General features: G+C 69.1%; 15 protein-coding genes and 2 pseudogenes. 6 read left to right on the top strand and 11 right to left on the bottom strand.

Features of this window, described 5'->3' with window-relative positions:
* Positions 1-51 precede the first annotated feature (51 nt).
* The 6 genes and pseudogenes from OV287_RS02460 to OV287_RS02485 all read right to left on the bottom strand — a co-directional run.
* Positions 52-831: pseudogene (locus tag OV287_RS02460) on the bottom strand (efflux RND transporter permease subunit); the annotation flags it as partial.
* Entirely contained in the window at positions 822-1,847 is a 1,026-nt protein-coding gene (locus OV287_RS02465) for an efflux RND transporter periplasmic adaptor subunit (RefSeq protein ID WP_267542275.1), read from the bottom strand. The pseudogene OV287_RS02460 and the gene OV287_RS02465, both read right to left, overlap by 10 nt.
* A gap of 35 nt (positions 1,848-1,882) precedes the next feature.
* A pseudogene (locus OV287_RS02470) lies at positions 1,883-2,227 on the bottom strand (TolC family protein); the annotation flags it as partial.
* A 301-nt stretch (positions 2,228-2,528) separates the two neighbouring features.
* Positions 2,529-3,284, bottom strand: a complete 756-nt coding sequence (locus OV287_RS02475) for a hypothetical protein (RefSeq protein WP_267532347.1) — start codon at positions 3,282-3,284, stop codon at positions 2,529-2,531.
* A gap of 153 nt (positions 3,285-3,437) precedes the next feature.
* Positions 3,438-4,253: a LytR/AlgR family response regulator transcription factor gene (locus tag OV287_RS02480; RefSeq protein ID WP_267532348.1), complete on the bottom strand. Its 816-nt coding sequence runs from the start codon at positions 4,251-4,253 to the stop codon at positions 3,438-3,440.
* Positions 4,250-5,440, bottom strand: a complete 1,191-nt coding sequence (locus OV287_RS02485; RefSeq protein WP_267532349.1) for a sensor histidine kinase — start codon at positions 5,438-5,440, stop codon at positions 4,250-4,252. The genes OV287_RS02480 and OV287_RS02485 overlap by 4 nt, the downstream gene beginning before the upstream one ends.
* Positions 5,441-5,641: 201 nt before the next feature.
* Between OV287_RS02485 and OV287_RS02490 the strand changes: the two genes are divergently transcribed.
* Positions 5,642-6,433 carry a hypothetical protein gene (locus OV287_RS02490; protein WP_267532350.1) on the top strand — a complete coding sequence of 264 codons (792 nt, stop codon included), beginning with the start codon at positions 5,642-5,644 and terminating at the stop codon, positions 6,431-6,433.
* A 64-nt stretch (positions 6,434-6,497) separates the two neighbouring features.
* Here OV287_RS02490 and amrS read toward each other — a convergent pair whose 3' ends face one another.
* Together amrS and OV287_RS02500 are read right to left on the bottom strand one after the other, a co-directional pair.
* Complete coding sequence (gene amrS / locus OV287_RS02495) at positions 6,498-7,571, bottom strand: AmmeMemoRadiSam system radical SAM enzyme (protein ID WP_267532351.1); 1,074 nt, start codon at positions 7,569-7,571, stop codon at positions 6,498-6,500.
* A gap of 153 nt (positions 7,572-7,724) precedes the next feature.
* On the bottom strand, positions 7,725-8,192 hold the full coding sequence (locus OV287_RS02500; RefSeq protein WP_267532352.1) for a ferritin-like domain-containing protein: 468 nt from the start codon (positions 8,190-8,192) through the stop codon (positions 7,725-7,727).
* 213 nt (positions 8,193-8,405) lie between these two features.
* Between OV287_RS02500 and OV287_RS02505 the strand changes: the two genes are divergently transcribed.
* Together OV287_RS02505 and OV287_RS02510 are read left to right on the top strand one after the other, a co-directional pair.
* A complete protein-coding gene (locus OV287_RS02505) occupies positions 8,406-8,930 on the top strand; it encodes a hypothetical protein (protein WP_267532353.1) in 525 nt (174 codons plus the stop codon).
* Positions 8,931-8,980: 50 nt separating this feature from the next.
* Entirely contained in the window at positions 8,981-9,904 is a 924-nt protein-coding gene (locus tag OV287_RS02510) for a WD40/YVTN/BNR-like repeat-containing protein (RefSeq protein WP_267532354.1), read from the top strand.
* Positions 9,905-9,996: 92 nt separating this feature from the next.
* Here OV287_RS02510 and OV287_RS02515 read toward each other — a convergent pair whose 3' ends face one another.
* The gene (locus OV287_RS02515) at positions 9,997-10,683 is read right to left on the bottom strand and encodes a suppressor of fused domain protein (protein WP_267532355.1); all 687 of its coding nucleotides are present in this window, start codon (positions 10,681-10,683) and stop codon (positions 9,997-9,999) included.
* 257 nt (positions 10,684-10,940) lie between these two features.
* Here OV287_RS02515 and OV287_RS02520 point away from each other — a divergent pair, with 257 nt between their 5' ends.
* Positions 10,941-11,924 carry a hypothetical protein gene (locus OV287_RS02520; protein ID WP_267532356.1) on the top strand — a complete coding sequence of 328 codons (984 nt, stop codon included), beginning with the start codon at positions 10,941-10,943 and terminating at the stop codon, positions 11,922-11,924.
* A 39-nt stretch (positions 11,925-11,963) separates the two neighbouring features.
* On the top strand, positions 11,964-12,506 hold the full coding sequence (locus OV287_RS02525; RefSeq protein WP_267532357.1) for a hypothetical protein: 543 nt from the start codon (positions 11,964-11,966) through the stop codon (positions 12,504-12,506).
* On the opposite strand, the gene OV287_RS02530 is transcribed toward OV287_RS02525, so the two are convergent.
* Both OV287_RS02530 and OV287_RS02535 read right to left on the bottom strand, forming a co-directional pair.
* Entirely contained in the window at positions 12,500-16,573 is a 4,074-nt protein-coding gene (locus tag OV287_RS02530) for a protein kinase domain-containing protein (protein WP_267532358.1), read from the bottom strand. The genes OV287_RS02525 and OV287_RS02530 overlap by 7 nt on opposite strands.
* A 145-nt stretch (positions 16,574-16,718) precedes the next feature.
* Entirely contained in the window at positions 16,719-17,897 is a 1,179-nt protein-coding gene (locus OV287_RS02535; RefSeq protein ID WP_267532359.1) for a GNAT family N-acetyltransferase, read from the bottom strand.
* A 203-nt stretch (positions 17,898-18,100) separates the two neighbouring features.
* Between OV287_RS02535 and OV287_RS02540 the strand changes: the two genes are divergently transcribed.
* Positions 18,101-23,515, top strand: coding sequence for a trifunctional serine/threonine-protein kinase/ATP-binding protein/sensor histidine kinase (locus OV287_RS02540; RefSeq protein ID WP_267532360.1), 5,415 nt, complete (start codon positions 18,101-18,103; stop codon positions 23,513-23,515).
* Positions 23,516-23,532: the final 17 nt, after the last annotated feature.

Here is a 23,532-nt window from a genome sequence, read left to right on the forward strand (position 1 = left end):
GGGAGCCAGCGGCGGTCGAAGTCTCGCGGCCCGCCTGTTGAGCGACCGCGCTCAGTGCGACGGCGCGGGCGGAGCCACCACGACGCCGTCGTCGCCCACCGCCCGCTTCGCCTCACCGCGCAGCTTCTGCATCAGCACGTAGAGGCCGGGGATGAAGATGAAGTTGACCACCGTGGACACCACCATGCCGCCGAACACCGCCGTGCCCAGCGAGTTGCGCGAGGCCGCGCCCGCGCCGGAGGCCGTCATCAGCGGCACCACTCCGAGGAGGAAGGCGATGGACGTCATGAGGATGGGGCGCAGGCGCACTTCGGCCGCCTCCACCACCGCGTCGAGGGCACTCTTGCCGCTCTCGCGCAGCTGCTCCGCGAACTCCACGATGAGGATGGCGTTCTTGCTGGCCAGGCCCACCAGCATCACCAGCCTCACCTGGCAGAACACGTCATTCGTGTAGCCGCGCAAGAGCTGCAGGCCCAGCGCCCCCATGATGGCCAGCGGCACCGAGAGGATGATGACCAGCGGCAGGCTGAAGCTCTCGTACTGCGCCGCCAGCACCAGGAAAACGAAGAGCAGTCCCAGGCCGAAGATGATGGCCACCTGCCCACCGCTCTGCTTCTGCTCCAGGCTGATGCCCGTCCACTCCGCGCTCATCCCCTGCGGCAGGTGCTGCGCGGCCAGTGTCTCCATCGCCTCCATGGCCTGTCCGGAGGACACACCCGGCGCGGCCTGCCCGTTGACTTCCACCGAGCGGAAGAGGTTGTAGTGACGGATGACCTGCGCGGACACGGCGAGCTGCACCTTCACCAGTGACTCCAGCGGAATCATGTCCCCGCCTGCATGAACGAGACGGCCACCAGGTCGCCCGCCTTCAGCCCCTTCTCCACCACGTAGGACATCTCCCCCAGCGCGCCCAGGGTGATGGGACGGCGCTCCACCACCGTCTTGCCTTCCTTCTCCCGCACCACCAGCGCGAAGGGCTGGCCGCTCTGGCGCACCACCGCGAGCGCTGGAATCTGCAGCGCGTCGCGCACGGAGTAGACGAGGCGCGCGCGCACCAACTCGCTGGGGCGCAGGCCCACCGTGTTGCGGAAGGCGGCCTTCCCCTCCACCAGCTGGGTGCGCGGGTCGGCCTGCGGCGCGACGAAGAAGACGCTGCTGGTGAGCAGCACCTTCCCCTGGGCGTCGAGGATTTCCAGCGCCGTGTCCGGCTTCATGGCGCGGGCGCGCGGCGAGGGCACTGACACGCTGACCTCGAGGACGTCCGCCTGGGCGATGCTGGTCAGCTGCGTGGAGGCGCTGACGAAGTCACCCACGCGCACCAGCACGTCGCCCACGGTGCCCGCGAAGGGGGCACGCATGACGTTGAACTGCAGCTGCACCTGGCGCTGCGTCACCTGCGCGGCCGACGCGCGAGAAGCGGCCTCGGCGGCTTCCACCTGGGCGCGGGCGCTCTCCAGTTCCTGCGCGCTAGCGAGGCCCTCCTTGTTGAGCGCCTCCGTGCGGGTCAGGGTGCGGCGGGCCAGCTCCAGGTTCACCTGCGAGGAGCTCAGCTGGGCCTGCGCTCTGTCGAGCGCGGCCGTCTCCTCGCGTGCGTCCACCTCCACCAGCGGCGCGCCTTCCTCCACCTGCTGACCGGGGCGCACGTGGATGCGGCGCACGTAGCCGGCCACCTGCGGCAGCACCGTGACACTCTGCCGCGACAGCAGGCTGCCCAGGTACTCGCCGGTGTCGCGCACCTCGTGCGGCGCCAGCGACACCACCTCGATTTCCCGAGGCGGAGGCGCCGCCGGAGCCGCCTTGTTCCCCGAGCAGCCGGCCACCGCCGCCACCACCGCCACACTCCACATCGTCTTCTTCAGCGCCTCCAGGGGGCGCACCCGCTTCACCAGTCGCCCCGGGCCTCCGTCAGGAATGCGTCCAGGCGCGCCTGGACGAGCTCGAATTCACGCAGCACCAGGTTCAGCTCCGCCTGGCGAAGGGCCGCACCGCTCTGCACCAGCTCGAGGCTGCTGCCACGGCCCACTTCAAAGGAACGGTGGGTGAGCCGGTCGGTGCGCTTGGCGAGGTCTCGCGACTCCACCGCTGTCTTCACCAGCGACTCGGCCACCTCCACGCTTCGCCAGGCCTGCGCCACTTCCAGCTCCACGTCGCGGCGGGCGCTCTCCAGCACCGCTTCCGCCTGCGCCTCCACGCCGCGCGCTCCACCCCGGCCTCCGCGCTGCGCAGGTCCGTGGACCGCTCGCGCACCAGGGCGAGCGCCTCGTCCCAGCTCTTCACCCGCCTGGGCGCGGGCGGAACAGGGGTGAGCATGGTGTCCTCCTCCTTCAGGTGGACGGTGGCTGGGTGGAGGTCAGAGGAGGACGCCGCCTCGGGCTGAATCGAGATGGCGGCGAGCGCCAGGAGGAGGACGGAAGGAGTTGCCATTTGCCGGACGAGGAGGACGGAGGAAAGGCACTGCGCGCGCTGCCCGTGCTTCCCGGTGCCCCAAGGGAGCCATGCGCTCCCTCGGGGCACGGAGGAAGTGCTGCTCAGCTACGCGGCGTCGCCGGCTTGAAGACCGTGGCGTCGATGGGCGCGTCGTAGCGGGCGCTCTGGATGACCTTCTCGCCCTGCTTGCCGTCGGCCTCCCACTGCGTGCGGTGGCTCAGCATGATGCCGTCCACGTCGCGGTAGTCGGAGAAGGTGATGGCCTTGTTGTACGCCTTGCCCTCATGGGTGCCGGCGTAGGTGCGGCGCACCTCCAGGAAGGAGCTCTGGTCGATGAAGCGGACCTCCGTGGTGGTGCCACGGGTGAGGACCAGCTTGAAGGCGGGAGCGCCATGGACCTCCTCGACGCCGTCCAGCTTCAGCGCGACGCCCCGGGCCTTTGGATCCAGCAGGGCGTCATGTTCGAAGAAGGCGCCCTCGGCCATCGTCGCGCTCTTCTCCTTGTCCAGGCGCTGCGGAGCGGCCGAGCCCTCCACCACCCAGCCCTGCTGGCCATCGAATAGCTTGCTGACCTTGGTGCCGTTCTTGTCCATGTCGTAGCGCACGAGGTTGGGGCGCGCGCGCTGCACGGTGGAGGTGGTGACGGTGTCGCCCTCTCGGACGAGGGTGGTGAGATGGAGGGTCTTCACGGCCTTGAGCCGCTCCTTGCCGCCCACGGCCTTCAAGTGCTTGTCGACGACGGTCTGGAGCGTCAGCTTGCCCTGGACACACTCGGCGCCCTCGCCAGCGGCGGCGATGGTGGGAGCGAACGTCAGACCGAGGGCCAGGAACGAGGTAACGAGAGACTTGCGCAGCATGGGGTGCCTCCGTGGAAAGTGGGTTGCGGGAGGCACAGTGCCCGCGCGAGCGCCGCGCGGGCGGAGTGTTCAGCCGGTGGGGACGGGCGTGCGGCGAATGGGCACGCCCGTGCGGCGAACGGGCTCCAGCTCATCGCCGCGGTCTCGGCCTGCTCAGCGCAGGTGCTGGAACTTTTCGCGGTGGCTGCGAGCGACACGCAGCTCGGCGCCGCCCGTCAGCACCACGACGAGGTCCCTGCGGCCCTCGCTGCGCAGCTCGCGGATGCGGCGCGAGTTGACGATGGCCGAGCGGTGGATGCGCATGAAGCGCTCCGGGTCCAGGCGCGCCTCCAGGCTCTGCATCGTCTCGCGGTGGAGGTACGCCTTCCCGCCCGCGTGAATCTGCACGTAGTAGTCAGCGGCCTCGATGTATTCGATTTCGTCCACGTCGAGGAACACCACGCGGCCCGTGTCGCGGATGGCGAGCCGGCGCATCCACGGCTCGGGAGCGGCGGTGGGCAAGGGGGCCGAGGTGGGCGCGGGAGTGACGTCACGCTCGCCATAGGTGGAGAGCACGGACATCAGCCGCTGGCTCAGGTCGGACATGCGCGCCAGGCGAATCTGTGCCTTCGCGCGGCCAACGGCGTCGTGGAAGCGGTCGTCGCGGAAGGGCTTGAGGAGGTAGTCGAGCGCGTGGATGTCGAAGGCGCGCAGGGCGTAGCGGTCGTACGCGGTGACGAAGATGACGGCGGGCACCTCGCCGGGGCCCAGGTGGGCGAGCACCTCGAAGCCATTGAGCTCGGGCATCTGCACGTCGAGCAGGACGAGGTCGGGCCGCTGCTCCCGGATGAGGCGCACGGCCTCCGGTCCGTTGCCGGCCTCGCCCACCACGCTGACCTCCGGATCCGAGGCGAGTAGCAGGCGCAGCCCCTCGCGAGCCAGGGGCTCGTCATCCACGACGAGCGTGCGGATGCAGGCGATCGCGTTCATGACACGGACACCTCGGGTGAGGCGGACTGGAAGGGCAGCTCCAGGCGGGCGCGCACTCCGCCTTCGGCGCGGTTCTCCAGCGTGAAGGCGTGGCGGTCTCCGTAGAGCTGGTGCAGGCGGGCGCGCACGTTGGCCACGCCAATGCAGCCGCCATGGGTGTCCCAGCCGGGCGAGAGCCCGGGACCGTCATCGAGCACCTCGAGCACCAGCCGGGCGCCCTCACGCGATGCGCGCAGCTCCACCCGTCCGGCTCCAGAGCGGGTGCCGAGGCCGTGCTTGATGGCGTTCTCCACCAGTGGCTGGAGGATGAGGCTGGGCACCAGCGCGCCGAGCGTGGCGGAGTCGATGGCGCGGACTACCTGGAGCCGGTCCTGGAAGCGGGTCTGCTCGATGTCGAGGTAGCGGTCCAGGAAGTCGAGGTCCTCGTGGAGGGGGACCTGCTGGCGGCTGGTGGTGTTGAGGGCCATGCGCAGCAGCTCACTGACGCCGGTGAGCATGCGGATGGATCCGGCGGTGTCCTGCTTGCGCACGAGGACGGAGATGGCGTTGAGCGTGTTGAAGAGGAAGTGCGGATGGAGCTGGGCGCGCAGGGCATCGAGCTGCGCATGGGCCAGGCGCGTCTCGAGCTGGGACTGGGCCAGCTCTCCCTCGCGGTAGCGACGGTGGTACTCCAGGGCGGAGCCGACGGCGAGGATGCCGCCGTAGATACCGACGTCGGTGACGCCGTACTTACCCAGCATCAGGGGCAGGATGAAGCCCAGCGAGTTGTCCAGGAACCACTTCTCCCCCGCGGCGCGGTTGAGGAAGACCATCAGGAGCAGGTGGGGGAGCATGAGCCCGATGACGGCGGGCACATGGACCGTGAGGCTGCGGGGCCAGACGCCGCGTTCCAGGCGGAAGCGCCGGCCGAGCGCGAGGACGAGCGGGGTGGCGAGCGCCCAGTACCACCAGGGCGGCAGGTGCATCAGCAGCGCCCGGTCGAAGGGGTAGGTGGGGTCCTTGAGCTGGGCGTAGAAGTAGGTCTGGCTCGAGGTGATGAGGCCCGGCACGGCATACGCCAGCAGGAGCAGCGACAGGCGGCGCGCCAGCGGGAGCAGCGCGGACGGCGCTGAGGTGGAGGGCCTCGGCCGGAGTGTCACGGCGGAGGACGGCAGGACGGGGCTCGCGGCGGGAGAGGTGGATTCCACGGCCAGTGGAGTCTACGCCCGGGCCATGGCGCCTTTCGAACCGGTGCAGCCAAAGGGCTCCCGGGTGCAGCGAACGGGCCCGCATGCCTGCGCCTGTTCCCCACATCCGGGCAGCGGGCCCGGTGTCAGCGAGCCGCTGTGCCCCCAGTGCGACGCGCATTGGGGCTAGCGAGCAGACCCGCGCAGAGCAACGCTACCTCCATGGACCTGAATCTCTACCGCTCCTTCACCCATCAACTGAGAGCCCGGCTGGAGTCCGATGCGCGCGTGCTGGGGCTGGTCGCACTGGGGTCGATGGCGGAGCTCGGGCGTACGCCAGACGCGTGGTCGGACCATGACTTCTTTGTGATCACGATCTCGGGTGTACAGGAGTCGTTCCGTCAGGACCTGAGCTGGTTGCCCGATAGCGAGCGCATCGTCCTGAAGGTGCGCGAGACAGCTCATGGGCTCAAGGTGCTCTATGACGATGGCCACCTGCTGGAGTTCGCGATCTTCGACGAAGCCGAGCTGCACCTGGCGAGGGTGAACGACTATCGCGTGCTGCTCGACCGCGCGCACGTCGAGGCCACTCTGCAGCACCTGCGCACGAAGTCCGCCGCCGAGGCCGCCTCTTTCGACGTGGAGCGCGACTTCGCGCTCTTCCTGTCGGCACTGTGGGTTGGAGCGGGACGTACCGCGCGCGGCGAGGTGCTCAGTGGGTCGTCCTTCATCAAGCAGCATGCGCTGGGTCATCTGCTACGAGTCCTGACGCACTGTCTGCCCATGGGGAGCGAGACGCAGCTCGACAACCTGGATCCGTTCCGTCGCTTCGAACGGGAGTTCCCGGAGCAAGGGCGGACGCTCCAACGGCTGTTGCTACAGGAGCCTGGTCTTTGTGCCCGGCAACTCCTCTCCTTCGCGGAGGAGCAGCTCTCGCACCGAATGGAGCGCTATCCGGTGCGGGCGGTGCAGGTCCTCAGGAACCACCTGGAGCAGGGGGGCCGGCCGGCCTGAAGCGCTCCGACACCTCGCACACCACGCGGCCCCAGCGCTTCTGCTGGAAGCAGAGGGCGTGGAGCTACATCACCGCCACGGGGAGCCGGCGGCGTCCGAAGTCTCCCGGCTTCGCATCGAAGTGGCCCGGGACCTTCGCTCCGCAGTCCGGGCACGCGCCCTCCGCCGTCAGCCGGTACGTGAGGATGGAGTGCCAGTCCCGCACGATGAGCTCTCCACCACAGTCCGGGCACAGCGTCGTCTCGCCCGCGGGGTCGTGCGTGTTCCCCGTGTATACGTACCGCAGCCCCGCCTTGCGGGCGATCTCCCTCGCTCGCCGTAGCGTCGCGGGTGGTGTCGGCGGAATGTCCCGCAGCTTGTAGTCCGGGTGGAACGCCGTGAAGAACAACGGCACGTCCGGGCCCAGGTGCTTCAGCAGCCACTCGCTCATCGCCCCCACTTCCGCGTCCGAGTCGTTCTTCCCCGGAATCAGCAGCGTGGTGATCTCCAGCCACGTCTTCGTCTCGTGCCGCAGGTACTCGAGCGTCTCCAGCACCGGCTTCAGGTGCGCGGCCGTGAGCTGGAAGTAGAAGTCCTCCGTGAATGCCTTCAGGTCCACGTTCGCCGCGTCCATCTTCGCGTAGAACTCGCGGCGCGGCTCGGCGTGCATGTACCCCGCCGTCACCGCCACCGTCTGGATGCCTCGCGCATGGCACGCGTCCGCCACGTCCATGGCGTACTCGGCGAAGATGACCGGATCGTTGTACGTGAAGGCCACGCTCCGGCAACCGCGCGCCTCCGCCGCCCTCGCAATCGCCTCGGGGCTCGCCTCGTCGGTGAGCCGAGCCATCTCGCGCGACTTGGAGATGTCCCAGTTCTGGCAGAAGCGGCACGCCAGGTTGCACCCCGCCGTCCCGAACGACAGCACGCTGCTGCCCGGATGGAAGTGCGCCAGCGGCTTCTTCTCGATGGGGTCCACGCAGAACCCCGACGAGCGCCCATACGTCGTCAGCACCATCTGATCGCCCGTGCGCTGCCGCACGAAGCACATGCCCCGCTGGCCCTCGTGCAGTTTGCAGTCTCGAGGACACAGGTCGCACTGGATGCGCCCGTCCTCCAGCGCGTGCCACCAGCGCCCGGGGTATTCGCTCTCTTGCATGTCTCCCTCCCTGGGGGCGTGGACTTCCCGCCCTTCAACAGATGAGGAAACACACGAGGGAGTGTGCTGCCGTCCCGCACACTCCCCATTCCCCAGGGCCGGGCGGCCGGAGCTCTTCCCCCGGCCGCCCTCGCTCCCTGCGCACCGAGGGCCCTACGGCTGTACCGTCGTCTGCTCCCAGCTCCGGTTGCGCAGGGCCTCCTCGATGAAGGCCAGGTGCCGCTGCTCGTCCGAGAAGTTGCGCTCGATGATGGCGCGCGTCTCGTCGCTCCACTCCTCGTCCAGGGCCACCCGGTAGGTCCGGTTGGTGAGCAGCTCGTTGCCCCGCATCGCCTGGAGCGCCGCCTCGTTGCCCATCATCGACGTCACCGCCGTGAAGCCCTTCAGGATGAAGCCCTTGGCATCCGGCTTCGTCCTCGGCTTGCCGCCCAGCCCCACCACCACCCGCGACAGATCCTGGATGTGGCGCTCATGGTCCTGCTGGAACTCGCGCAGCCGCATGCGCAGCGACTCCACGTCAATGCGGTTGATGGCCGCCTCGTAGGCCCCCACCGCGTCGTAGTCGAGTGCAATCAAGTTGTTGAGCCGCTCGAGCATCCTGTTCAAATCCATCGCCGCCATGCCGTCCTCCTCCGGTGCCGCGCGGAAATTCCCACGCCGCGAAAAGCTGGGCAGGGGGACGAGGTGACTCAAGTGGTCCGGGAGGACACTTCCCTACGTCCCGGATGCGCGGCCGGATGGCGAGCGGGGAAGCCCTTTCGCTATCGGGTGGACGTCTCCTCCTCCGAGGGGACAATGGCCCAGGCCTACACTCCAGGTACGAGTCGCAGCCGGTTGGAAACTTCCGGACGGATTTCGCGATACTACGACGACTTCGTCCGCCGCAACCCCGGCATGAAGCCGCCCGACTACTACCTGGAGTACGGTCAGAAGTACTGCGACCGCTTCTCCAGCCTCGGGCCCAAGGACTTGACGCCCCAGGGGCTCGAGTGGCGCGACCGCTGCCTCAAGTCCCTTCAGGAATCTATCGAGACCAAGCGCATGGAGGACCCGGTGGGCTTCGCGCAGCTCGAGCGCGACCCCGAGGCCTTCAAGAAGTTCGCCTACGACTCGCACCCTGACGCCTACGTGCAGTCTGGCCTCTACAACCTGCCCGCGCAGGATCTGATGAAGATCGGCACCACGCCGGACCTCAAGGACCTGTTCACCAAGGACGGCGTCCGTCAGATCGTCGTCGCGCTGGGCAAGATGCGGCCCGGGGACGTGGTGGACGTGGCCAAGGAGTCCGCCAAGGAGGCGTGGAAGGACGTCAAGAGCACGTTCAACGACCTCATCAAGCTGCCCAAACTTCCCTGGTAGCGCGAGGGCTGGCATCTTCGCGCCCGGATTCGAGCTTCCGAGGTTGACGCGTGCCGGAGAAAGACTGGGAGAGGCTGGGAGAGCTGTCCGAGGGACTGAAGGTGGGTGCGGTGGCCGCGAGCCGTGAGGGCTTCGGGCTCATCGGCGCCGTGGCGGAGCCGCCCGGCATCAGCCTCCTGGAGCGGATGAAGGCCCGGCGCGCTCAGATTCATCGCGCCGCCGCCGGCTCCGTGACGAAGACCTGGGAAGGTCCGGGCTGGATTCAGGCCATGGACGCCCACGGGGCGCTGGGCGTCGCCATCGGCGGCTCGCTCAAGCCCTCGGGCTCGGGCTCGGATTACCACCTGCTGGTGTCCACGGACGGCGGCCGCGAGTGGCAGCCGCGCGGGCTCGTGGGTGCGCCGAGCCTCGGCCAGGTGCTGGCCATCAGCGAGCAGGAAATCTGGGTGCTCGGCGCCTACTTCCTGGGGCGCACCACGGACGGTGGCGCCTCGTGGATGGAGCTGGAGCTGGAGGGCGAGCGCAACCCGCACACCGAGCGGCTGCGGCGTGTCGAGGGCGGCGTGGCCCTGCTGGGCAAGACGCTCTCCGTCTCCACGGATGGTGGCGCCACGTGGAGCCAGCTGGACGTGGGCGCGGCTCGCGTGGTGGACGTGGACGGTGCCTTCGTGGCCGCCGTGGTGCAAGGACAGGCCCAGGTGGGCGAGCGTCAGGGCTCCGAGGTGCGTTGGCTGGAGCCGCTGCCTCCGGGCCGTGAGCCGCTGCGGCTCGTGGCCACCGAGGGCGCGTTGCGCCTGCTCACCCGTGGCGTGGACCCCTCCAAGGGCCCGGACATGGCGCTCCACGTGAGCGAGGACGGCGGGGGCTCGTGGTCGAGCTACTCGCTGCCACTCGGGCCTCAGGTGGACATCGCCAGCCGCGAGTGGGGCATCGGCGTGGACATCCGCGGCGGCATCTACGGCCGCGTGGGGTGAGAGGGTTCCCGGGAAGGGAGACCCTCACCCCCGCCCCTCTCCCAGAGGGAGAGGGATGTGCCCTCCTAGCGGGAGGGGAATGAGGTTCGCGGCTAGAGCTGCACCTGCTCCCGGTCCGGGTTGATGATGTAGCCGGAGCCCGCGGACACCAGCTTCGCCATCAGCCGGTCCATGCCGTTGGAGCGTGAGAAGGCCATCTCGTTCTTCGTCACGCCCACCAGCGTGAGCAGCTCCACCTTCCCCGACTCGAGCTGGAAGTGCGAGGGGCGCGAGGGGTCCGTCACGAAGACGAAGCCGGTGAGCTTGGACTCACTCCCCGTCAGCGTGCCCTCCACCGGGTAGCGGTGCCCCGCCGCGAAGGGGCGCGCGCACACCAGGTTGTAGGCCGCCATGTCCAGCAGCCGGAGCACCGGCCATTGGGCCTCCTCGGTGGTGTGGATGACCATCTCGTAGCCCAGGCCGCTGGGCGTATTGCCGTCGACCTCTTCTCCCGGGGCCAGGGTGAAGGGGTTGGACAGCCCGCTCGTCACGTACGTCCAGTAGGGATACTCGGGGCTCGGCGGGGCCACGCGCACGCCGATTCCGCCCCAGTTGGGATCCAGCTCCTTCACCGCGGCCAGGTCACTCTCCAGCCAGGCCTGCATCGCATCCGTCTGGTCCAGCGTGTAGACCTCCTCGCTGATGGCCCCGAAGAGCTTGGGGTACTCCACCTCGTCCCGATCCGCCCAGCAGTCCTCATACCACTGGCAGAAGGCCTCATCCGTCTCAGGCGCTTTCATAGCGGAGGAGACTCTAAGGGTTGTTCCCGCCCGATTCACTTTTCCTTTGTGTGGAACTGTCAGGTTCCATGGTGGGCAACCTCCTTCCCACCCGTTGGCGCACCGCTTCCCAACCGGGAGCAGGCAGGCAAGCACCCCCGTGCCCAGGTGGTGACCGCCGGTGGACGAAGTGGGTGCTCGGGCGCCCGGTATGGGTCGTGAAGGGGAACGGCACGACGAGCAGCCAGGGCGCTCGGGTCCACACCTGGAGGAGCGACATGCAGAGGGGATGGAAGGCCGCGGCCATGGCCGTGGTGCTGGGAGGGGCAGGGGGGGCGAGTGCTCACGAGTTCACCTGCGACAAGCGCGTCCAGGTGAAGGGCGAGGCGGAGAGTCCCCAGGGCGAGGCGCCTCGGGTGACGAAGTTTCCAGCCACACTGCGCTTCCAGTACAGGCTGAGGAACGTCCACCCCAAGGGGGAGTCGGTGGCGAACCTCGTCGAGGACCCGCTGCTAGCGCGCTACGGGTTCGGCTCTCCGTTCCCCACGCCGCTGGCGCTCGGGGTGGGGCAGTCGCGTGATGCCACCTTCGAGCTGAAGCTGGACTCGCCCGCGGCCTGTCAGGCCCTGGCGGCCAGTGATGGCAGGATGGATGACAGCTTCGACAGCACGATGCGGGTGAAGTGGGACCTGGGCGAGACGCAGTGCTCCGCGCGCGTCACCTGCTGCGAGCCCTTCGTGGACTGCGAGATGACGTGCCCGCCGGACGACCCGTACTGCGTGGAGCCGCCGAACCCGGTGGCGCCGGGGGCCTCGCGCAACGCGGGCTTCTTCAAGGTGCATGAGCAGGCGCTTCAGCAGTGCCTCGGGCTGGGCGGCGTGGATTTGGGGGCGGCTCGGGTGGAGTCGCTGGAGCAGGCGCTGGGCCTGTTGTGGGCCAGCCCAGGCTTGGACCGCAATGGAGGGGTGCGGAGCGAGGCGGAGGCACAGCGCTTCGAGCTGGCGCGTGAGGCGCTGGTGTCCACCTGCAACGAGCGTCTCTTCGGTGCCAACGTGAAGCGGGGCCGGGCGCTGGACGAGGCGCTGCGCACCCTGCGGGGCAGCTCGGGGGATGAGGGGCTGGAGCGACTGACGCGGGAGCTGGGCCGTCACAATGACGCGGGCCTGCGCGAGCCGCTGCCCGGAGGCTTCGACGCGGGGCGGGCCACGCCGGCACATGCCGCGAGCATCGCCGCGGACCCGACGGAGCCGGGCCGCCCGTAGCGCCGTTTCCTTCGCACACCTTCCAGGAGAACACTCACCATGAAGAAGCTGATGCTGTCGGTGTTGGGAGCGGTGGCCCTCGGGCTCGGGGGCTGCGATGGGGCGTCGTCCAGGACGCAGGAGCCCACGGGGCCGCTCCCAGATTTCCCCGCGGAGGCCCAGGGCCAGCGCTTCGAGCTGCGCCTCAAGGGGGTGAACAATCCGGGCTATGCGTCGGCGCTCGTGCAGGTGCGTCGCATCTCCGTCACCACGATGGAGGGCGAGGCGCTGCCGGTGCGCCTCAAGTCCCGCTTCCCGATGGAGCTCACGCAGACGGAGCAGGCACACCTGGTGGGCCTCTTCCTCGTGCCCGAGGGGGTGGAGCGGGTGAAGGTGGAGGTGTCGTTCGACGACTTCGGCGGCTACGAGGCTGCTTCAGGGGGCGGAGTCATCGATACGCGGGTGGCGCCGCTGCGCTTCGAGGCGCCGCTGACGTACTTGGCCGAGCGTGGCCGCGCGGTGGTGCACCTGGACCTGGGACAGTCGCTCCAGACGCAGGGCGAGGCGAAGCTGCTGCTGCCGAGCCTGGACGTGCGCTACTGAAGGGTTCGAGGTTCGACAGGGAATCGCTGGAGTGCGTCCAGGAGTGCTCTTGCCTCCTGGAGGTCGGTCATCCCGGTGCTCGCGTCGAAGCGGGCACACGCCCGTGCCAGGAGGCGCCGTGCCTCCTGGGGTTGTCCCAGCTCCCATAGCAGACGGCCCAGGCCCACTGTCGCGCGCAGCTCGAAGAGGCCCGCGCCCCGGTTCGCCGCGAGGTCGATGGCGTGCAGGAATCGCGTCCTCGCCTTGCGCCGCTTCCCCTGGGCCCGCAGCAGCTCTCCGTGCAGGCGGAACAGCTCCGGCTCGAAGAAGCGCTCGCCCGTGGACCTCATCTCCGTCAGGGCCTCGCGCAGCGCCTCCAGCCCCTCTCCGGTCTCCCCCAGCCTCAGGTGGACGCTCGCGAGCAGCCCGAAACAGTGCGACAGCTCGGCGCGGATGCCCTGGGCCCTGCAGCTCTCGAGCTCCCGTCGCATGGGCCCGAGGGCCTCCCGGCCCCTTCCGAGCTCGGACAGGGCCCACCCTCGGACCATGACTGCCCAGAGGTGCCAGAACCAGAACCAGTAGCCGCGCTCCCCTTGGAGTGCGAGGGACTGGTCCGCCAGGCGCAGGGCATCCTCGGGCTCGTGGCGGAAGTGGCTGGCGATGGCCGTGTACGTCAACGCGTAGGCCGTGGTGTGAACCTGGCCGATATGCTCGGCCAACTCCAGGGCGCGCTGGCCGCAACTCCTGGCTCTCCCGGGATGCCCCTCCACCGAATAGATGATGCCGGCCAGGGCCAGCGCCGTCGTCTTCGGATCGGTCCAGTGCGGTGCGATGCGCCCCGGGGGTGCTTCCACGTCGAGGCGCGCGCACGCCACGGCCTGTTCGATATGCGCCCTGGCCTCGCGCAGCCGCCCCTGGAGGAAGAGGGGCGTGGCCAGCAGACGGTGGCCCACGGAGAGCACCTCCGGATCGTTCCGGCGCTCTCCCTCCTCCAGGAACCTCCCTCCCAGGGGAAGAATCCATGCATTCTCTCCCCGGGCGAAGGCGTAGGCGAGCATTCCCCAGGAGGACAGCTCGTTGAGCGGCACCTCCTCGCCTGGTTGAAGGAAGAGCTCACGGCACCGTTGGGAGAGGCGCTCCATCGCTGGCGAGCCGTAGCCGTGCAGGTACGCCAGGGGAATGCTCAAGGCGCTGGAGACCCGCAGCTCCATCCGGAGGCGCTGGCGGGCATCCGGCAGGCCTGGCAGCAGCTTCAGCGCCAGGGTGAGGTGGCTCACCGCTTCCTGGAGGGCCCAGCGCTGGTTGGCGAGCTGCCCGGCCCGTAGCCAGTGACGGAGTGCGGGCTCGACCTCCCCCGCTTCCGTGTAGTGGTGCGCGAGCACCTCTGGTTTCTCCTCCCCCACCTGGGGGAATCGCTCTTCCAGCACCCTCGCGATGTGCCGGTGGTGTTTCCTCCGCGTGCCTCGTGAGAGGGATTGCCACGCCGCCTCCTGGATGAGCGCGTGCCGGAACCGGTACCCGGGCGCCTCGGCCCCTTCCTCCTCCTGGAGCAGTCCCGCTTCCACCAGCCCCGCGAGCTCGCGTTCCAGTGTGGTGTCTTCCCGCTCCAGCAGCGCGGCCAGCAGGGCCCGCGAGAAGTCGCGCCCCACCACCGCGCAGAGCTGGGCCAGGGCCTTCTGACGCGAGGGCAGCAGGTCCAGCCTCGCCAGCAGCAGCTCGTGCAGGGTGACGGGAATGGATGCCTCCGGCCCGCCCTCCAGCACCATGCGCGTCATCTCCTCGATGAAGAGGGGAATGCCATCCGTCCTGTGCACCAACCGTTGCACCGTCTCCGCTGGCAGCTCATGGTCGTGGGCCACCTCCTCCACCAGGGTTCGAGCGAGCCCGGCCGGCAGCCGCTCCACGTCGAGTACGTGGAACCAGTCGCGGAGAGGCCAGTCTGGCCGCAGTTCCGGGCGGGTGCTCAGCACGACGAGCATCCGCTCCCTCCTGACTCGCTCCAGGAGGAAGCCCAGGAACTCGAGCTGGGTGGAACTGGCCCAGTGCAGGTCCTCGACGACCAGCAGCACGGGGGTCTCGTAACGGGCCTTGTGGAGCAGGATGTGCATCACCGCCTCGAAGGTCCTCCGCTTGCGCTGCTCGGGCATGAGCTGGTGCACCGGAGCGTCCTCGGGGATGGGCAGGGATAGGAACTGGCCCATCAGGTGCGCGTCCTCCTCGGACAGGCCCATCTCTCCGAGCCGCTCCTCCAGCTTCCGCAGGCGCTGGGGCGGGGGGTCCTCCGGGCTGAAGTGGACCACCTCCTGGAGCAGCTCCGCGGCCGGGTGTGGCGCGCGAGTGCTGGAACGGAACCAGCACTGCACACGCAACAGGAGGGCGGGCTCCCGGGCCACCTGCTCGCACAGCTCCTGGATGAGCCGCGACTTGCCGATACCCGCTTCGCCACTCAGCAGGACGAAGGCGCCCCGCTCGTGCCGGGCTCCCTCCCACAGCGCCAGGAGCTGTTCCCGCTCCCGCTCGCGCCCCACCAGGGGAGAGAGGCGCCCGGCCCCGAGCGTCCGGTCGAATCGGGAGGCCACTTCCCGCTTGCCCAGCACACGGTGGACGTTCAGGCCCACCGGGCCCGATAGCCGCTCGAAGGCGTGGAAGCCGAGGGGCTCGGTGTCGAAGGCTCCGCGCACCAGCTTCCACGAGGTGTCGCCGATGACCACTCTGCCGGGGCTGGCCTGCTGCGCGAGCCACGCGGCCACCTTCGGTGCCTCGCCTTGGAGTGCGCGCCCGCCCACCGCGATCAGGTCCGTGTGGATGCCCGTCCGCACCGACAGGCCGGAGAGGGACAGGTGCGGCAGCTGGCGCTGGACGGTATCCCACGGCCACCGGGCGAGCTGGAGCCCTGCGTGCACTGCGCGCTCCGCGTCCTCCTCCCGTCCCTGGGGACAGCCGAAGCACGCGAGCACTTCGCCTCCCACCGATAGGGCCACGGAGCCGCCGTGCCGCTCGATGACCTCCGCGCACGCCTCGTGGAAGGCCGTCTCCAGCTCCACCACGTCCTCTTCGTCGAGAGGCACTTCCCGCTCGGCGAGCCCCGTGAGCAGACAGGACACCAGCGTCACCTGGGCCCGCTGGGTCACGAGGGGCTGCGACGCCTCGCCCCGGAGCCGGTCCCTGACCTCGTGCAGCTCCGCGCGCAGCTCCAACGCCGAGCGGAAGCGCCGGGCCGGGTCCTTGGCCAGCAGGGAGGCCAGCAGCACCTCTACCTCGTGAGGCACCTCTGGCCGGCGCGCGCGCACGGGCGGCACGGGCTCGGGAGAGGTCACCCAGGCGCGCAACTCCTCGGGAGTGGTGCCTGGATGGGGCAGCCGGCCAGTGAGTAGCTCATGAAGCATGACCCCGACGCCCCAGACATCGGTGCGCGCGTCCTGGGGCTCACCCCGACACTGCTCCGGCGCCATGTAGGCCGGCGTCCCCGAGGTGGGTGGCTCCGGTGGGTGGCCGAGGCCCGAGGGGGAGAAGTGAGACAGGCCGAAGTCGAGCAACTTCACCGTCCCCGGCCGGGTGATGAAGACATTGCCGGGCTTGAGGTCTCGGTGGAGGAGCTGGCGCTCGTGCGCATGCATCAGGCCCGCGGTGATGCCCTCCAGGAGTTCCAGTGCGCGGCAGAGGTCCGGCAACCCCCGCTTCAGCAGCGCGGCGAGCGACTCACCCTCCAGGCACTCCATCACCAGGACGGTGAGGAGCGGCGCTCCAGGAGCACCCCGCCACTCGGCCACGTCGAAGATGCGGACGATGTTCTCGTGGTCCAGTCGGGCCACGGCCCGTGCCTCGCGTAACCCTGCCTCCTCGAAACCCTCGTCGGGCAGGAGGAACTTGAGCGCCACTGCTCGGCCCAGCACCTCGTCCCGGGCGCGGAACACCTGGCCCATTCCTCCACTGCCCATCCAACCGAGCACGGTGTACCGGCGGCCGTCCGAGCCCCCGAACCGCTCCCCGGACACAGGGAGCCGTGGTGCCGAGTCGACCTCGAGCATCTTCTCCAAAAAGGAGTCTCCGGCCTCCCTCTCCTCGAAGAAGGACCCTCCCTCGCTCACGGAGGGGCCTCCGTGTTCGCGCTCTTTGTCGACATCCTCGCTCATCGCCGGGTCCGAACACCCTCTCCCTTCTTTCGGTCCTTCTTGGGAGATGGAGCGTTCTTCCGGGCCGTGTGATGGAGGAGAGGATACTCCCGGGGACGAGCTACCCGGTGGCGCGGCCCTGGAGGGGCCAGGGCTTGAGGCCGGAGATCTGCTCGGCCTCCTCGACGGCGGGACGCAGGTGGGCGTGCTCGCGGCGCAGGAAGTCGCGCACGGCCTTGTCGAGCGTCTCGTCGAAGAGCAGGTGCGCGCTGTGCACCGCGGTGGGCTCGAAGCCCCGGGAAATCTTGTGCTCGCCGCCCGCGCCCGGCTCGAACACCTTGCGCCCCGTTTGAATGCACTCGTCCACCGAGTGGTACAGGCACACGTGGAAGTGCAGGAACGGGTGCTCCTCGTGGCACCCCCAGTAGCGGCCGTAGAGACGCTCGGGGGTGACGAGGTTGAAGGCCCCGGCGATGACCTTTCCGTTGTGCTCGGCCTGGACCAGCTCCACCGTCTCTGGCAGCGAGTGGAAGGCGCGCACGAAGAAGTCCTCGTTGAGCTGCACCTGGCCCCAGGGCCCGCGACTCTCGCAGGTGGCCTCGTAGAAGCCATAGGCGCGCCGGGCGTGCTCGGGGCCCAGCTCCTGGCCGCGCACGGTGCGGATGCGGATGCCTTGATTCGCCGCGGCGCCGCGCTCGCGCTTGAGCTGGGAGCGGCGTTTGGAGTCGAAGCGGGACAGGTAGTCGTCGTAGCTGCGGTAGCCCGGGTTCTTCCAATGGAACTGCAGGGTGATGCGGCGGGCCAGTCCCTGCTCCTCGAGCAGCTCTGCCTCGTCCTCGCGCGGGTAGAGGAAGTGGACGGAGGAACAGCCCCCCTCGCGTGCGCTCTCGATGGCCGCCTGGATGAGCGCGAGACGCAGAGTGAGGACATCCTCACCGGGGGCGATGAGGAAGCGCGGGCTGGTGGCGGGGGAGAGCGGGGCGCCGACGACGAGCTTCGGGTAGTACTCGATGCCGAGCCGCTCGGCGGCACCGGCCCAGGAGAAGTCGTAGATGTACTCGCCCATGCTGTGGTGCTTGCGGTAGGCGGGCGAGGCGGCGACGAGTTTCTTCCCGCGCCAGATGGTCAGGTGCTGCGGCTCCCACCCTGTCTCCAGCCGGGCGCTGCCACTCTCCTCCATGGCGGACAACCACGCATGGCGGATGAAGGGAGGGGCCTCGGGCCCGGTGAGGGTGTCCCAGGCGGAAGCGGGGACATCGGTGATGGACTCGAGGATTCGGAGACGAAGGTCGGCGGCCACGAGGACTCCTTCTAACGCGGGCACGGACCACTCGCCGTGCAACCTTCCTCCCCCTCCCAGTGAGAGGGCAGGGGGGAGGGTATCGCGAATTCCGGGCTCCTACCTGGAGAGCAGGGGGCCGGAGTGCCGGGCGCATGCCACCACGGAACAAGAGGCTGTTGAATCGGATGACCGGAGCTGGGGGTTCATTGGAGAATTCCGCCATGAAGCAGCTCATCGATGCCGCGGCCGCTCCGGCACTCGTCCCTTCCGTTCCTGGTTATCAGGTAGGCGCTCTACTCCACGCGAGTGCGAGGTCCCTGCTCTACCGGGGACGCCGTCTGCGAGACGAGGCCCCCGTCATCCTCAAGCTGCTGCGCTCGGAGCGGCCCTCGTTCTCCGAGCTGCTCCAGTTCCGCAACCAGTACACCCTCGCGCGCGGCCTCCAGCTCCCCGGCGTCGTCTCGCCCCTGGAACTCGAGCGCTGTCACAACGGCTTCGCCATCATCATGGCGGATGACGGCCTTGTCTCCCTGGAGGACTACCGCGAGACCCACCCGCTCACCCTGCGGCAGGTGCTGGAGGTTGGCATCTCGCTGGCCGAGACGTTGGAGGGGCTCTACCAGCACCGGGTCATTCACAAGGACCTCAAGCCCCACAACATTCTGATTCACCCCGAGACGCGCGACATCAAGCTGACGGATTTCAGCATCGCCTCGCGGCTGCCCCGGGAGACGCAGACGCTGGAGAATCCGGAGCTGATTGAAGGCACGCTGGCCTACATGTCGCCCGAGCAGACCGGGCGGATGAACCGGGGCATCGACTACCGGACCGACTTCTACTCACTCGGCGTGACGCTCTACGAGCTGCTCACGGGCCTGCTTCCTTTCCAAGCGACCAGTCCGCTGGAGCTCGCCCATTGTCACCTGGCGCGCCCGCCGCCTCCGCCGCGTGAGCTCAATCCCGCCATCCCCGAGATGGTCGAGCGCATCGTGCTCAAGCTGATGGCCAAGACGGCCGAGGAGCGCTACGCGAGCGCCTACGGGCTGCGGTACGACCTGAGCAGCTGCCTCGACGCCCTGCGAGAGCACGGGAGCGTTCCCACCTTCGAGCTGGCCCGACGGGATGTCTCTGACCGGCTCCTCGTCCCGGAGAAGCTCTATGGTCGGCGGGAGGAGGTCGGCACGCTGCTCCAGGCGTTCGAGCGGGTGTGCCAGGGGCGGGTGGAGCTGCTGGTGGTGGCGGGCGCCTCGGGCATCGGCAAGACGGCCGTGGTCAATGAGATCCACAAGCCCGTCGTCCGCTCCCAGGGGTTCTTCGCCTCGGGCAAGTTCGACCAGCTTGGGCGGAGCATCCCGTACTCGGCCCTGGTGCAGGCCCTCTCCAGCCTGGCGCGTCAGCTCCAGTCGGAGAGCGACGAGCGCCTCGGGGCGTGGAAGCAGCGGCTCCATACAGCACTGGGCGAGGAGGGGCGGGTGGTGGTGGACGTGCTGCCGGAGCTCGAGTGCATCCTCGGTCCCCAACCCGAGGTGGCGGAGCTCGCGCCCGCCGCCGCGCAGCAGCGCTTCAATCGGCTCTTCAGCCGGCTCTTCCGCATGTTCGCGACGGAGGAGCACCCGCTCGTGGTGTTCCTCGATGACTTGCAGTGGGCGGACTCGGCGTCGCTGAAGATGCTGCATCTGCTGGCCACGGAGCTGGGCTCCGCACGGCTGCTGGTGATTGGCGCGTACCGGGACAACGAGGTGACCTGGGCCCATCCCCTCATGCAGACCCTGGAGGAGCTCCGCCAGCTCGGCGTGCCGGTCCACCGGGTGACGCTGGAACCGCTCCCGGAGGACGCGGTGAACGAGCTGGTGGCGGAGACGCTCTCGTGCTCGCTGGAGCGGGCCCGGCCGCTGACGGGGCTCCTCTACCAGAAGACGGGGGGCAATCCCTTCTTCACCTCCCAGTATCTGAAGCTCCTCTTCCAGCAGGGCCTCGTGAGCTACGACGCCGGGGAGCACATGTGGCAGTGCGACCTCGCCCAGGTGCGGGCGCTGTCTGTGTCCTCGGACGTGGTGGAGTTCATGGCGGGTCAGCTCCAGCGCTTGCCGGAGGCGACCCGGAAGGTGCTCGAACTGGCCGCGTGCATCGGCAATCGGTTCGAGCTGGCCACGCTCTCTCGGGTGTATGGACACCCGGAGGCGGAGACGGCGGCGGCGCTCTGGCATGCGCTGCAGGAGGGACTGATTCTCCCCTCCTCGGAGGTCTACAAGTTCTACCAGGAGGCCTCGGGCCTGGAGGCGTCCGGCGTAGACCCGCTCCCAGCGCGCTACCGGTTCCTGCACGACCGGGTGCAGCAGGCAGCCCATTCGCTCATCCCAGAGTCGGACCGGCAGCGGACGCACCTGGAGACTGGCAGGCGCTTGCTCGAGACGGCCTCCGCGCAGGAGCGAGAGGAGCACCTGTTCGACATCGTGAACCACCTGAACCTGTCCAGGGAGCTCCTGCAGGAGGTGGCGGAGCGCCACGAGCTCGCGGGGCTGAACCTGCGGGCCGGCAGAAGGGCCCTGGCGTCCACCGCGTATGACGTGGCTCGGGAGTACTTGGAGGTGGGGCTGTCACTCCTGGCGCCGGAGAGCTGGCGGACGGACTACGCGCTGACGCTCGCTCTTCACGAGGAGGCAGCCAGCGCGGCCTGGCTCAGCAAGCGCTTCTCGCGTCAGGACGAGCTGGTGGACGCAGTGCTGTCCCACGCGCAGTCGGTGCTGGATCGCGTGCGGGTGTATGAGATTCGCATCCAGACGGCCATCGCCCAGGAGCGGCTCGCGTACGCACTCGAGACCGGGCTCCACGTGCTGAAGAAGCTGGGAGTGGAGTTCCCGATGGCGCCCCAGCCCGAGGACCTCCAGCGTGGACTCGAGGAGGTCCGTGCCGTGGTGGGCTCTGGCCCGCCGGAGCAGATCCTCTCCATGCCTGAGATGAGGGATGCCGAGCTGCTCGCGGCGGTGCGGATCATGACCCTGCTGGCGCCACCCGCGTACCAGACGAGACCCGAGCTGCTGCCGCTGCTCGTCTTCCGCACGGTGGTGCTGACCATGCAGCATGGCGTCGCGCCCATCGCGGCCTCCACCTTCGCGATGTTCGGGCTCATCCTCTGCGGGGTATTCGACGAGCTCGACGCGGGCTACCAGGCCGGTCAACTGGCGTTGAAGATCCTCGAGCGCTTCGATGCCCGGGAGCCCCGCGCGAAGACCCTCTACGTGGTCAACGCGAAGACGATCCATTGGAAGCGTCACGTGCGGGAGACGTTGAAGCCCCTGCTGGACGCGTACGCGAGCGGGCTGGAGACAGGAGACCTCGAGTTCATGGGGTGGGCGGCGGACTTCTACTGCCACCACTCTTTCTTCCTGGGGCGACCGCTCGGCTCCCTCGTCGGGGAGCTGGACGAGTACCGAAAGGTCCTCGAGCACCATCACCGCGCCGTGACCATCCGGCAGTATGCGGTGTACCAGCAGGCGGCGTTGAACCTCTCGGGCGAGGGGGAGACGCCCTGGCGTCTGGTGGGGAGGGCCTGGAACGAAGACGAGCAGCTTCCACGCTACCGGGCGGACAACGACGGCACCGCCTGCTGCATCGTATACGCCAACAAGCTGATGCTGGCCTATCTCTTCGGCCAGTACCGGCTGGCGGTGGAGAGTGCCGACGCAGCGGCGCCGTACCTGCCGACGGTGGCGGGCCAGCTCCTCGTTCCCCGCTATTTCTTCTTCGATTCCCTGGCGCGGCTCGCCCTGCTGCCCGAGCTGGACGCGGCGGCGCGGAGCGCGGCGCTGGAGCGGGTTGCCGCGAACCAACAGCGGATGGAGCGCTGGGCCCGCTCGGCCCCCATGAACTTCCTCCACGCCTGGCACCTGGTGGAGGCCGAGCGCTGCCGGGTGCGCGGCGCACGTGCCGAGGCCCTCGAGCACTACGACCGGGCCATCGCGCTCGCTCGGGAGCACGACTCTCCCAACGACGAGGCCCTTGCCCACGAGCTGACCGCCCGGTTCTTCCTCGAGTGGGGGCTGGGGCACCGTGCGAGGCCCCACCTGCATGATGCGTATGACGCCTGCTCACGCTGGGGAGCGCACGCGCTGCTGCGCCACCTCACCGCCCGCTATGCCGAGCAGGGACTGTCCGCCCAGCCAGCCAGTGGCCATGAGTCTCGCGCTTCAGGCGAGACCCGGACCGACCTGGCCCTGCTGGATCTCCAGAGCGTCCTCGCGGCCTCCCGAGTGTTCTTCTCGGAGATGAAGCTGGACCGGCTCCTGGAGCGAGTGGTGGTCATCCTCTGCGAGAACGCTGGTGCCCAGCGCTGTGTCCTGCTCCGAGAGGAGCGGCAGCACCTCTCCATGGTCATGGAGCACACCGCGCTCACCGGGGAGACCCGCCGCTACGCAGAGGGCACGCCCGCGGGGGCCGAGCATGTGCCGGCCTCGGCCGTCCGCCTCTCCATCCGGACGCAGCAGCCCGTGCTGGTGAAGGACCTGTCGCGCGACGATTCCCTGGGCGATGACCCGTACGTCCACCGCCGGTCGCCACGCTCCGTCCTGTCGCTCCCCATCTTCCACCAGGGCCGGCTGCTGCTCGTCGTCTACCTGGAGAACAACCTGGCCCCGGGCGTCTTCACCTCCCGGCACCTGCAGATTCTGACGCTCCTCGCCTCGCAGCTCGCGCTCTCGCTGGAGAACGCGGCGCTCTATGGTGGCCTGGAGCAGCGTGTCCGGGAGCGCACGAGCGAGCTGGAAGCGGCCCACAAGCAGCTCGTCGACATGGCCCACCGCGCGGGCATGGCGGAGGTCGCCAGCGGGGTGCTGCACAACATCGGCAACTCGCTCAACTCGCTCGTGGTCGCCACGGAGGGCCTGACCCAGGATGTGGCCCAGCTTCCCGTGGAACAGTTGAAGAAGAGCGCCCGGTTGCTGGCGGGCACGGAGGACGGCTCCTCCGGGATTTCCGACAAGGACGCCCGGACGCGGATGCTTCCCGAGTACCTCGGCAAGCTGGGCGACAGGTTGCGGCGGGATGCCGACCTCATGCTCGCGGATCTGCGATCGATGAGGACCAACCTCGAGCAGATCGGCGCGACGATCCAGGTGCAACAGGCGTATGCCCATGGCCCGCGGCTCGTGGAGCCGGTGGAGGTAGCGGCACTTGTCGAGGACGCGCTTCGCATGCAGCAGTCCTCCCTGACAGGGCACCAGGTGCTCATCGAGCGCGACATGGCGCGGCTGCCCGTCGTCGCCCTCGAGCGGCACAAGGCGCTGCACATCCTGGTCAACCTCATCAGCAACGCGAAGCAGGCGCTGCTGGATGCGGAGCACTCCGACAAGCGCATCCGCCTCGAGGCCCGTCCTTGCGGGGCGGAGCGCTTCCAGCTCGTGGTGCGGGACAACGGCGTGGGAATCGCGGCGGAAGACCTGCAGCGCGTCTTCCAATACGGCTTCACCACGCGCCAGGGGAGCCTCGGTTACGGCCTGCACTGGGCGGCCAACGCAGCCCGGGAGATGGGCGGGACCCTGGTGGCCGCCAGCGAGGGGCGCGGGAGGGGCGCGAGCTTCACCCTGGAGCTGCCGCTCGGGGGTCCCTCTCCCGCTGACGCGCTCCTTCAGAGGGCCTGAGCCTCGGCAGATGGGGT

Origin of the sequence: Archangium lansingense, from assembly GCF_026626635.1 — a bacterium.
In the GTDB taxonomy this organism is placed as follows: domain Bacteria; phylum Myxococcota; class Myxococcia; order Myxococcales; family Myxococcaceae; genus Archangium; species Archangium lansingense.